The 12,244-nt window shown below is 62.6% G+C and carries 10 protein-coding genes; 1 reads left to right on the forward strand and 9 read right to left on the reverse strand.

Annotation, left to right across the window (positions count from 1 at the left end; all coding sequences use genetic code 11):
* Positions 1-6 precede the first annotated feature (6 nt).
* The 9 genes from IHE49_RS09285 to IHE49_RS09325 form a co-directional block, all read right to left on the reverse strand.
* Positions 7-1,311, reverse strand: a complete 1,305-nt coding sequence (locus IHE49_RS09285; protein ID WP_192157154.1) for a glycosyltransferase — start codon at positions 1,309-1,311, stop codon at positions 7-9.
* Positions 1,308-2,525 (reverse strand): hypothetical protein, encoded by a 1,218-nt coding sequence (locus tag IHE49_RS09290; RefSeq protein WP_225578323.1) that lies wholly within the window; start codon positions 2,523-2,525, stop codon positions 1,308-1,310. The genes IHE49_RS09285 and IHE49_RS09290 overlap by 4 nt, the downstream gene beginning before the upstream one ends.
* A gap of 1 nt (position 2,526) precedes the next feature.
* Positions 2,527-2,946: an acyltransferase gene (locus IHE49_RS09295; protein WP_225578324.1), complete on the reverse strand. Its 420-nt coding sequence runs from the start codon at positions 2,944-2,946 to the stop codon at positions 2,527-2,529.
* 47 nt (positions 2,947-2,993) lie between these two features.
* Positions 2,994-4,121 (reverse strand): DegT/DnrJ/EryC1/StrS family aminotransferase, encoded by a 1,128-nt coding sequence (locus IHE49_RS09300; protein WP_192157158.1) that lies wholly within the window; start codon positions 4,119-4,121, stop codon positions 2,994-2,996.
* Positions 4,118-4,705, reverse strand: a complete 588-nt coding sequence (gene wbpD / locus IHE49_RS09305) for a UDP-2-acetamido-3-amino-2,3-dideoxy-D-glucuronate N-acetyltransferase (protein ID WP_192157159.1) — start codon at positions 4,703-4,705, stop codon at positions 4,118-4,120. Before wbpD ends, IHE49_RS09300 begins: the two co-directional genes overlap by 4 nt.
* 12 nt (positions 4,706-4,717) lie before the next feature.
* Positions 4,718-5,680: a Gfo/Idh/MocA family oxidoreductase gene (locus IHE49_RS09310; RefSeq protein ID WP_192157160.1), complete on the reverse strand. Its 963-nt coding sequence runs from the start codon at positions 5,678-5,680 to the stop codon at positions 4,718-4,720.
* A gap of 184 nt (positions 5,681-5,864) precedes the next feature.
* Entirely contained in the window at positions 5,865-8,063 is a 2,199-nt protein-coding gene (locus IHE49_RS09315) for a polysaccharide biosynthesis tyrosine autokinase (protein ID WP_192157161.1), read from the reverse strand.
* A 33-nt stretch (positions 8,064-8,096) separates the two neighbouring features.
* Positions 8,097-8,531 (reverse strand): low molecular weight protein-tyrosine-phosphatase, encoded by a 435-nt coding sequence (locus IHE49_RS09320; RefSeq protein WP_192157162.1) that lies wholly within the window; start codon positions 8,529-8,531, stop codon positions 8,097-8,099.
* 1,111 nt (positions 8,532-9,642) lie between these two features.
* The gene (locus tag IHE49_RS09325; RefSeq protein WP_225578354.1) at positions 9,643-11,727 is read right to left on the reverse strand and encodes a bifunctional diguanylate cyclase/phosphodiesterase; all 2,085 of its coding nucleotides are present in this window, start codon (positions 11,725-11,727) and stop codon (positions 9,643-9,645) included.
* Between the two features lie 283 nt (positions 11,728-12,010).
* Between IHE49_RS09325 and IHE49_RS09330 the strand changes: the two genes are divergently transcribed.
* Complete coding sequence (locus tag IHE49_RS09330) at positions 12,011-12,214, forward strand: hypothetical protein (RefSeq protein WP_192157165.1); 204 nt, start codon at positions 12,011-12,013, stop codon at positions 12,212-12,214.
* Positions 12,215-12,244 lie beyond the last annotated feature (30 nt).

A 12,244-nucleotide genomic window follows, 5' to 3' on the forward strand; every position in this document is an offset into this window, starting at 1 on the left:
TCACGATCACCGTCTTGTCGCCTGTCGGATCCGGTATGCAGCCGGGCGAAGCGGCGGCGCCGGTTGCCTGTCGCCGGATGCGCCGATGGCGATCACGTCCGCGACGAAATCCCGGTAGTTCCGGGCGGCATCGAAACCGGCCTCGATCATCTGGCGCGCATGCGCGCGCCGGGCATCGCGTCCGTCCGCGAACGCCACCCGCTCCATCGCTTCGGCGATTTCCTGCACGTCGGGGCAGGGCCCCAGCAGCGCGCCGCAGCGATCGGATACCAGGCTGGAAATGCCGCCCACGTCGGGGGCGACGGCCGGCACCCCCGCGCTCATGGCTTCCATGATGGAAACCGGAACACCTTCGGATTCGCTGGCGTTGATCAGCATGTCCACCGGGGTATCGAGGTAATACACCTTGACGGCATGGTTGGGCAGTTCGCCGAGGAAAGCGCAGACAATGTTTTTCAGGCTGTTCAACTGCGCCTTCGCCAGCGCCGTGATCTCTTCCAGCAACGGGCCGCCGCCGATATGCGTCCAGGTCAGGCTGATCTCCGGGTGACGGCGGCCAAGCAGAGCAACGGCTCCCACGATCTTGTCCAGCCGTTTCACCCGCAGGCAGAAGGAAACCGACACCACATGCAGGCGCCCCGCCGCGCTCGGGCGCGCAAGCCCATCGGCCAGCGGCACGCCCAGCGGTGCGATGCGGACGTTCCCCGGCGCTGCGCCGTAGGTCTGCTGCAGGTAGGCGCGTGCCTCGCTCGACAGTGCGAAGATCGCGTCGTAGGCGGCAATGAACTGGCGCTTCAGCGGCATGTAGCCGTCCCTGCGGCGCGCTTCGTACAGATCGAAACCGTGCACGCGGGAGACGACCCTGCGCACCGCGCCTGCATCCCTGGCAAGCACGGCTGCGTAGGCCTGCGTTTCGTTCCAGTAGCAGTAGGCCACGTCTGCCGGACCGTGCGCCCGGGCGTATCGCCGCAGCTGCGCCGCCTGCTCCAGCACCTTCGACGTATGCAGCAGAGCCCGTGCGACGGTGTGCGGGCTCGTCTTCCGCAACCGGTGCAGGTAACCCAGCTCGCGTCGCAAGATCGCGGAGCACAGCGCCAGCAGCATGAACCACAGCCGCCCGAGTTTCGTGGAGCGCGCCATGCCAAGATCGATCGAGATGCCGGCAGGTATCGGGCGCGGCGTCCCCGCCGCGAGCGCGGGCAGCAACGTCACGCTGACGCCGGCGCACGTGGCCCAATAGCCGATCTCGTCCTCGATGAACTGCTCACCGGGAAGATAGGGGTAGGCGTTGGTCAGGATGACGATCTTCATGGCCGCGCAACCATGTCCGCCACGACGATGTCGGTCACGCTGCTCTGGTAGACCGTGTGGTCCACCTTGAAGGGAATGCTGATCTTGAAGCGACCGGCCGTGGCAAGGCTTGCCGTCAGCACCCGCCGCCAGTTCGCGGTGACTTCTTCCATCGTCAGCATCGGCGGGTGCGCCGTGACCAGCGCGTTGTAGTGCTCCCAGTAGAGATGGTCGTGGAAGACGCTGTATTCGGCGCTGATGACGGCGATCGTCATGTCGACGCTGTCGGCCAGGCTCAGCTCCGACATGCATATCGCGGGCACGTCTTCGCGTATCACGTAGTACAGGCAGGACAGCGGCGCCGAAGCGGGATCCACATGGCGATACAGCCGGTCGGGCGACATCTTGCGTCGCACCTTGGCGGAATTCATGCGGTTCTTGATATTGAAATGGATGCGGTCGATCCATCCGCGACCCGCGAGAACTTCCTTCTTCATCGCAGGGCTGCTGCAGTTGTAGCCGTAGATCTTCGGCCACGCCATGTTGCCGGTGACCTGGGCGGCGTCGGACACGACGACGATGTCGTCGCTGACGAAACCGACATCCTCGCGATTCCTCAGCGCAAGCACGAGCGAAGACTTGCCGACCCCGCTGGTGCCGGCGAGCAGGCAGGCTTTTCCGCCTATCGTCACGGACGCGGCGTGGATCAGCGCCACATCCTTGAAGAAATAGGATGAGGGCGCGAGCACGAACTCATGCAACATCTGCTCGAAGTCCTCGACCTTGCGCGAGTACTCCATCGACAGCAGGTTGTGCAGCATGCGCCGGATGCCGTGCCGCGCCTTGATGACGACGTCCACCTCCAGGGACTCGCCGTCGTCGCGTTTCCAGTAGACGTCGACCGCGGGGAACGAGGTCAGCATCCCGTGCGCGAATGTCTCGTGGGCCTTCGGGTTGATCGCGAAGGGCTTGTGCGCGGGCACGGTCTTGCCGATGCGGATGTTTACGTCGGGCCTCCGGCTGCCGGCGTCCGCGTACAGATTCAGGGTTTCCGCGAGCAGAATTTCCAGGTCCGCATCGCCGGAAAACGCATAGCATTTGCCGAAGATGATTTTCTTCATGCGTGCCGATTCCGCCTTTTCCGCGACCACGGCTTGCGTTTGCTCGTCCGGAAAGCTGCCGCTGATATCGCCAGGCTCGAGCGGGGGCGCGGGTGGGGTGAACGCTGCATGCATGTCACAGCTCCTTGATGACTCGCGCAGGGACGCCGGCAATCACCCGGTTGTCCGGTACCGATCGCGTGACCACGGAATTGGCGCCGACGATCACGTTGTTGCCCAGCGTGACGCCTTCACGGATATAGACGTTGTCGCCGATCCAGCAGTCGTCGCCGATGACGATGTCGCGCTCCAGATGGATGATCGGGCCCGCTGCGTTGTTGGTCGGCTTGCCCAGCGAATGGGTGATCGCCTTGATCGACACGTTGTAGCCGATGGCGCAGCTGCGGCCGATGACGACCCTGGAATGCGGTCCGCACGAGAGATGCGCCTGGTTGAGATAGCTCATCTCGCCGACCAGGAAATTTTGCTTGGGGCCGATCAGTTTCGAGCCCAGGCCGATCGTGGCGCGCGGCGATATGCCGCCGTACCCGCGCATCCGTCGGGCGTGGCTCCTGCGCTGGGCCCAATCGACCGAGCCGCTTATCAACCTGGCAAGGAGATCGAGCATGTCCGGACCTGTTTCATCGATGCCGCGACGAGCTTTCCCACGACCAGGTTTGCCTGCGGTTCCGTCAGATACGGGTGCATGGGCAAGCTGAGTACCCGTGCGGCCACGTCGTCGCCCACCGGCAGGCGCGCGCCGGCGTCCGCGACCGCCGGTTGTCTGTTGATCGGAATCGGGTAATGCACCGCGGTGGGAACGCCCGCGTCCTTCAGTTGCGCCTGCAGTGATTCGCGTTCGTCCACGCAGATGGTGTATTGGGCGTAGACGCTGGAGTTGTGCGGCTCGACATGGGGCGGAGCGGCGATGCCGGATCGCGCGATCAGCGCATCGTAATGGGCTGCGACCTGCTGCCGCATGCCGATTTCGTCTTCGAATACTTCCAGCTTGGCCAGCAGGATGGCCGCTTGCAGCGTATCCAGCCGGCTGTTCACGCCGACGCGGATGTGGTGGTAGCGGCGATCCTGGCCGTGACGCGCGATCTGCCGCATCACGAGGGCAAGTCGGTCGTCGTTGGTGAAAAGCGCGCCGCCGTCGCCGTAGCAACCCAACGGCTTGCTGGGGAAGAAGCTGGTGCAGGCGACGGTGCTCAGGTTGCACGAATGACGCCCTTTGTAGAGCGCGCCGAAACTCTGCGCGGCGTCTTCGATCACCGGGATGCCATGCTTGTTCGCGATCGTGTTGATGGCGTCGAAATCCGCGCACTGCCCGTAAAGCGAAACGGGAATGATCGCGCGCGTCCGCGGGGTGATCGCCGCTTCGAGCCCGATCGGATCGAGGTTGTAGGTGCGCGGGTCGATGTCCACGTAGACCGGCCGCGCGCCCAGCAGCGCAACCGTCTCCGCGGTGGCGATGTAGGTGAAGCCGGGCATGATGACCTCATCGCCGGCGCCGACGCCCAACGCCATCTGCGCGATCTGCAACGCGTCCGTTCCGTTTGCGCAGCTGATGCAGTGCCTGGCGCCCACGAAGGCGGCAAGTTTCACTTCCAGTTCGGTCACTTCCGGCCCGAGGATGTACTGGCCATGTGCCAGCACGCGGGCGATGCCGGCATCGAGGCGATCCTTGATGCGGTCCTGCTGGGCCTTGAGGTCGATGAAGTCGATCACGCGGCGGGCTCCTCCTTGTGCAGCACCCGCCCCCTCAGCACATAACGTGCGCCGGTGTGCGCGCAGATGGCTTCGCCACGTCCGTCCGGCGGCAGGGGGAGCTGCTCGCCGAACTCGCTCATCCACCCGACTTGTCGTGCCGGCACGCCTACCATCAGGGCATACGCGGGCACGTTCCGGTTGACGACCGCTCCGGCGCCTACAAAGGCGAACTCGCCGATGGTGATGCCGCAGACGATGGTGCAGTTCGCACCCAGCGTGGCGCCCCGTTTGACCAGGGTGTCGCGGTATTCGTCCTTGCGCCCGATGAGCGAGCGTGGGTTGTAGACATTGGTGAAGACCATGCTCGGACCGCAGAAGACGCCTTCCTCGAGCGTCACGTTGTCGTATACCGACACATTGTTCTGGATCTTGCAGCGGTCTCCGATAATTACCTTGTTGCCGACGAACACGTTCTGGCCGAGCGAGACGTCCCTGCCGATGCGGGCGCCGCCGCAGACGTGCACGAAGTGCCATACGCGGCAGCCCGCGCCGATCCGGGCGCCTTCGTCGACGATGGCAGAAGGGTGCTGGTAGTGGTCCATGCTGTTCGCTCTTCAGGCTCGCCGTTGCAGAGAAGGGTGGCCGTCGTTCGCTGCGGAAACGATGCCGCTGGTGCGGATCGTCGACACGGTTTCGATGGCGACGCGGTTTTCATCGAGGCCGAAACCACGGCCTGCAAGGATTTCTTCGTAGCTGCGGTTATGCAGGTCCGCAAAGCCGCCGGAGAACTCGATCTCCTCGCCGTCCACCGTGATCGATCGATAGGTGCGTTGCCCGCTTTCGCGCACCGGAATGGGCACGTCTTCGACGTCCACCGACAGGAACCAGCGCACGCGGGCGTTTTCGTATTCCAGGTAGCCCGCCGCCTTCGTGTCGCTGCGCAGGTGCACGACGTTGGCCTGCAACGCGCCGAAGATGTAGTGCAGCATGTCGAAGAAGTGCACGCCGATGTTGGTGGCTATGCCGCCGGACTTCTTCTGATCGCCTTTCCAGCTTTGCAGATACCAGTGGCCGCGCGAGGTGACGTAGGCAAGGTCCACTTCGTGCTTGGTGCCGCGTCGTCCATGCCGGACCCGGTTGCGCAGGGCGATGATCGCCGGGTGCAGGCGCAATTGCAGGATCGTATTGACGCGCTTGCCGGTCTCTCGCTCAATTTCCCGCAGACCATCGATGTTCCACGGATTGAGTACCAGCGGCTTCTCGCAGATCGCATGTGCGCCGGAACGCAAGGCGAAGCGCATGTGCGAGTCATGCAGGTAATTCGGCGAACAGATGGAGACGTAATCGATCTGGCCGCCATCGCCGGCGCGCCGGCGCAGATCGACGTGCCTGTCGAAGCGTTCGAACTCGGTGAAGAAATCGGCATCGGGGAAGTGGCTGTCGATGACGCCGACCGAATCGTTCGGATCGAAGGCGGCCAGTAGCCGGTTGCCGGTGGCCTTGATGGCCTGCATGTGGCGGGGAGCGATGTAGCCGGCTGCACCGATAAGGGCGAAGTTCTTCGACGGAGTGGTCATGAAAACGGGTCCTGGGGCTGCGCGGTCTCTGCCGGCCCATATGCGATGGATGCTTCTGTCCACGGGCGGCGGGTTTGCGGCGGTCGCCATGCGCAGTTGCAGCGCGCCCGACCCTGTGTCGTTGTGCGCCTGCGCGGCTGGCCGTACCTGACATCGGTTGTCGTCGCTTCGAGGCGGCCTTTTCTCATGCGGTCGCCTTGCCGACGCCGTAGTAGGCGTAGGAGTAGTAGCCGCTGCTGCGCTTCTCCACGGCGTTGAAGATGGCGCCCCGGAGGTGGATGTTGTTCTGCTCGAAGCGTTGCCGTGCCAAGGCGACTTCGCGCACCTGGTTGAGCCCGAAGCGCACCACCATCAGGGCGGTGCCGGCATGGTGGCCGATGATGGCCGCATCGGTTACCGCCAGGATCGGCGGGGTGTCGATGATGACCAGGTCGTACACCTTCTTCACGTGGTCGAGCAGCGTGGAGAAACGGGAGTTCATCAGCAGCTCGGAAGGGTTCGGCGGAATCTTGCCGCGGCCGATGAAGTGCAGGTGCGAAGACGGAGCGACCGGTTGTATTGCCGCTTCCAGGTCGGTCTGGCCCGAGATCAATTCGGAAAGGCCGACCCCGGCCTGGCAGCCCACGATCCTGTGCAGCGACCCCATGCGCATGTCGCCGTCGATCAGCAACACGCGCTGGTTGCCCTGGGCGACCAGGGTGGCGAGGTTGGCGGAGACGAACGTCTTGCCGACATCCGGACTGGAACCGGTGATCATCAGCACGTTGTTTTTCGCCTCCAGGCGGGCGAAATGCAGGCTGGTGCGCAAGCTCCGCAAGGCCTCGGTGGCCATGTCAGCCGGCGCGTCCATGACCAGCAGGCGTTGCTTGCCGTATCCGCGGACGCGCTTGTCGTGCAATGCCTGCTCTCGCAGACTGACCGGGATGGAGGCATACACGGGCAGGCCGATGTTTTCGATGACGGCCGGATCTTCGATGCCACGGTTGAGCGCCTGCCGTATGAAGACGCACAAGAGCGCCACGAAGCCACCGAGGAACGCGCTGCCGAGCACCACGATGGTCTTCTTCGGCCATATCGGCTGTGTGACGTCCACCGCCGCGCTGTCGATGATCCGTACATTGCCGACCGTGCCCGCGCGGGCGATGTCGAGTTGCTGGGCCTGGTTGAGCAGGCCGGTGTAGGTGTCGTTGCTCACCTGCACATCGCGGGTCAGTTTCAACAGCTCCTGCTGGGTATTCGGCAGGTTGCCGACCTGCTTGTCTATCCCGCCTTTCTGCGCCTCCAACTGGCCTATCTGTTTCATCAGGGCCTTGTAGGCCGGATGCTCGGGTGTGTACTGGCGCTGCATGTCCGCCTGCTGCAGGCGCAACTGCTGGATGTTGGTCTGGATGGAGACCTCCTGGTCCAGCAGGCTTTGGGTCTGCATGCTGATGTCGACCGAGCGAGCGCGGAGCTGGTATGCGTTAAGCGCCGCTGTGGCCGTTTCAAGCTGACTGCGGACCTTGGGGAGCTGCTCACGCACGAACTCCAGGCTGTTCGCCGCCTCCGCGGAATTGCGATCCACGTCCTGGCGCACGTAGAGCTCGCCCACCTCCCGCAGCACATTCGCCGCCAACACCGGATCGGTGTTGGCGTAGGTCATGTCGAGGATGCCCGAATCCTTGCTCTCTTCGTTGACCTTGATGGCCTTGCGAAGCCGGTTGGTCACGGTCAGTCGGCGATGGCGGAACACGCGGAAGTGGGTGCCTTCATTGGCAACCAGCGTCTTGACCTGGATGGTTATGCCCTGGCCAGTGGAGGATTCCCCCGTATGGCCGGTGACCAGAAGGTTTCCCTTCTCGTCGACCAGGATGTAGCCGCCGTTCTCGCCTGCGATCAGGGTCAGCGGCTTGTCCAGGAGATTATCGGGTACGTCCAGCTGGAAAATGTCCAGCTTCGAGCCGCCCCAGTCGTAGCCGGTCATCCCGAACCAAGGCGTCGCCACCTTGCCGGCATTGTGCGAGGCGTAGAGGTGGGCGATGAAATTGCCGAACAGGGGAAAGCGTTCCGGGCTGCTTTCGACCGCGAGCTTGAGCTTGTCGACCACTGCGCCGACCACCATGCGCGAAGTGATCAAGGCCGATTGGGTGCTCGCTTCGGGATCTTCCGCCCCCAGCGTCTGGCTGAGTGCGCTCAAGCCGGGCAGATCCGGAACCTTCTGTTCCACCTGCGCTGTCGACGTGGCTTGATAGATCGGTGTTGCAACTACAGCATAGATGATGCCGAGTACGACAAAAATCACGGTAATGCGGCAGATAAGCCACTTGTTGTCGCGAAGCGTGCCAAGCAATTCGCTCAGATCGATTTCGTTATCGCGTTGCAGAGGGGCCAGGGTGCCGGTCATATGGATTACCATCTCGTGACATGAGAACAGGGATCACAGATAAAGCTGCCAGCTATCCACTCCTTTTGTGATCATTTCGTGTACGTATTCGAATGCAATACGCTCTTGGCGATAAGGGTCGGGTATATCGTTTTCATTCAACCATTTATCGAGCAGATAAACCTTGCCGCGAATTTCGGGGGCAAGTTGGATCATCGCCGCGACATGACTCTTTTCCATGCCAAGCACCAAATCGGCCTCGTGCAGCATGGCGGGTGTCAACTGGCGGGCACGATGCAACGTGCCGTCAATGCCGCTTTCGGCGAGCAATTGCAGGGAAGTCGCATCCATGGGTCTTCCGGCAGGCGCATAGAGCCCCGCGCTGCTGAATGCAACGTGGCGTGATCTCGTGCGCTGTCGAAACAGGTATTCTGCCGTGGGACTGCGGCAAACATTACCCATGCAGACAATCAATATCCGCTCAAACACAGCGCCGTCATACTCCCGAATCCTAAGTCAGCGTCGATCCAAGGATGCTAGAAATGGCGGTACGGCCTCCTGTCAAATTTCAGGAAAACCCACAATATTGTGTGAGTTTCGTGGCCCTGTTTTGAATGTAAATCGCGAGTCTCAAAAAGAGACCGAAAAGCGGCGACACGCAGGGCGTATGCCTGCTTATTATTCGCATCCGTCGTCACACGAATATGTCGACGTGTCGAACGGATTCCGGAGTTCGTTTGTCGTCATTGAACGAAATAAGAGCATCGATCATTGCACGTCCGGATTGCTTGTCAGTGAACAGCAGCCAAATGATCCGGCCGGTTGCGTTGAATCAGTTGCGGGCACTGAATTGGCGCCTGCATCGCGTGTACAGCGGCATGAATGCGGAACTTCACGTCATGCGTTCTGGATCGTAGAGACCGTGGATCGAACCTTGTCTGAATCTATGGTCGGGAATCCGGTCGATCGATGCGTGCGCATCGGGCCGTCCGCGGGACGGCGACAGGGATCCACCTTCGCGAGGCGCGAGCTTGGCAACACATGCAATGCGTGGGCCATCTCTCGATGGCCGTCAGGCTTCGGAGTCGTGCCGCGGCCGAGGCCTTCACAACTTCGAAAGGCTATGGCTCGCAGCGGCAACGGCAACCGTTCCATGCTGCGTCAGTTTGCCGGGATGCTACACGGTCGGCGTGTGAGTGCTGGGACGCAGCGGCCAACCGCCCTTGTCAACGGTGGCGGGTGCCCTTTGGATCTTTGGGGTTCACCGGTGCTTGGCCAGTGTGTTCGGGATCGCGCGCGAAGCGTTTTGTCGATTGGAACTTCGTTGCGTGCTCTACGACGGAACCGATCTTCTTGCTGGAATACACGGAGTGGATGGCTGCGACCGTCAGAACCGGAGGCGATTTGCTCATTGGGGCGACTCGTGGCGAGAGGGATACGGCGACCATACTCCTTAATCGTTGGTCGCGTGGGAAAGGGTGTGCGGCGGCATGCCTTCAGCGCCTCCACCGGGTCTCGACGTGCGGGAGCTGCTCCGTGACCGGATCGCGGCTGGCGGGCTCGCAGCACAGCGCGTTGCGGGAGAATCGAGTCGGGCGCTTTACTTCGGAGCCTCGGTGGAAACCGGATCCTGCGCTACCGCTTCAATGAATTCCTTGGCCGGCATCGGTTCGCCAAGCATGAAGCCTTGCAGGCTGTCGCAACCGATGCGGGTGAGGAACGCTTTCTGCGCGGCGGTTTCAACGCCTTCGGCGACAATCTTGAGGTTGAGCGTCTGCCCCAGCGCGACGATGGCCGACACGATGGCGGCGTCCTCGGTGCCGATGGCAAGGTCGCGCACGAAGCCCTTGTCTATCTTCAGTTCGGTGGCCGGCAGACGTTTCAGGTAGAGCAGGCTGGAGTAGCCGGTGCCGAAGTCGTCGATGGAGATGTTCACCCCCATGTCCTTCAGCTGCTGCAGCGTCGCCAGGCTTGCCTCGACATCGGACATGGCGGTGGACTCGGTGATTTCCAGCGTCAGAAAGCGCGGGGCGAGCGCATGGCGCGCCAGCGTGCCGCGCACCAGCTCGATAAGTCCATCGTGGCCGAACTGCACTGCCGACAGGTTCACCGCAATCGTCCATTGCGGATGCCCGGCGTCATGCCACGCGCGCATTTGCCGACATGCTTCGTCGAGCACCCATTCACCAATCGGCACGATCAGGCCGGTTTTCTCCGCGATGGGAATGAAGTGGCCGGGCAGGATCATCCCGAGCGTGGGGTGCGACCATCGCAGCAAGGCCTCTGCGCCGATGACGGGACCGTTCGGCGCGTCGAATTTCGGCTGATAGTGCAGCGTCAGTTCACCGCGTGCAGAGGCTACGCGCAGTTCCCGTGCGATCTGCATCTGTTCGTGCGCATCGGAGTTCATCGAGGTTTCGAAAAAAGCATAGCCTTTTTGTCCCGACGCCTTCGCGTGGTACATCGCCGCGTCGGCATTGGTCATCAGCTCCTGCTGGGTGGCGCCGTCGCCAGGGTAGAGGACGATGCCGATGCTGGAAGTCACATGCAGCTCGTGCTTGGCGATGAGGATGGGCTCGCCGATCGCCTTCATCAGGGTCTCGGCGATACGGGCAGCATCCGTCGGTTCTTCGATACGGGCCAGCAATACGAATTCGTCGCCCCCGATGCGGGCGACGGTATCCTCGTTGCCCACGTTGGCGCGTATGCGCTGGGCAACTTCGACCAGCAGCATGTCGCCGGAGCGATGTCCAAACACGTCGTTGACGGCCTTGAAGCCGTCGAGGTCCAGGAACATGAGCGCGAAACGGCTCTTGTCGCGATCGGCGATCAGGATTTCATGTTCGAGGCGATCGTGCAGCAACACGCGGTTCGGCAACTTGGTCTGGCTGTCGTGCAGGGCGAGATAGGTGAGTTCCTCGTTCGCCTCGGCGAGCGAGCTGACCAGCACTGCCGTGCGCGACTCCATGCGCACGTCGAACGCAGAGACGGTGAGCGTCGCCGCCAGTACTGCCAGGGTGACGACGATGACGACGACGGCCAGCCAGTTCGTGTTCACGCCATGATGTGCTGCCCCGCAGATGCTGCCCAGCGGGAATTGCGCGGCGCTCATGCCGGTGTAATGCATGCCGACGATGGCGAGGCCCATGACGACGGCCGCGCCGAGCCGTTTCCGCCATACGTGCGATGAGTCCTTGCGCAATTGGAAGGCGATCCACAGAGCTGCACCCGCTGCCATGATGGCGATCGCCACCGACAGTGCGAACAGCCACGCGTCGTACTGGATGCCCGGGCTCATGCGCATCGCTGCCATGCCCGTGTAATGCATGCCGGCAATGGCCGGCCCCATCAGCAGGGCGCCGCCGACCAGGTGCGTCCAAGGCAGCGTTTGCCGGCAAACCAGCCACAAGGCGAATGCGGAAGAGGCAATGGCGATCAGCAACGACAGCAGGGTGATCAGCGGGTCATAGCCCAGCGGAATCGGCAGGCTGAAAGCCAGCATGCCGACGAAATGCATCGACCAGATGCCCAATCCCATCGCGCAGGCGCCAGCAAACAGCCACCAGCGCGCGCCGGAGTCACGTGCCGTGGTGATGCGGCCGGCCATGCCCAGTGCCGTGTAGGAGGCGAAGATCGCCACGAGCAGGGAACACACGACGAGCAACGGGTTGTACGAACTGGCCAGCATTCAACGAACCCTTGAGTCCTTAGGCCTTGCATGTCGCACGAAGGTGGCCTGATCGTAGCGTGGCTTTGCAAGGTTTGGGCGTCGGGTTTCTATCGGCCTGCAGGCCCGGATCTTGACCGTGCAAGGCTTTGACGCTACCTGGAGCCGCCCGTTTGCGGCTCGTGACCGCCTGTGGGCGGCGGATCCCGCAAATTCGCGGCGAAGAAACTTGCGTCGGGATTCATTCACCGGTAATCGACTAGTCGCATGCTGGCCGCTCCATTCCAAAGCGGAGAACGTCATGGGAATCCTCGATACCTTGGGTGAAGTTGCCGGCGCCGTGGCGGCAGTCGAAGGCGCCGAGAAGCTCGATCCGAATGCGGGCCTGCTGACGAAGGGCATTGCGGCCATCGCCGGATTCAAGGGCGCCGGTGCGCTGGAAGAAATGGTAGGCAAGAAGGAAGACGAGGCGGATGCCGCGCCGGCTGACGACAGCCAGTCCTGAGTTCCGTTCACGCTGACGGGGCCGCCTATC

The sequence above is a fragment of the Rhodanobacter sp. 7MK24 genome, assembly GCF_014842995.1.
GTDB lineage: Bacteria > Pseudomonadota > Gammaproteobacteria > Xanthomonadales > Rhodanobacteraceae > Rhodanobacter_A.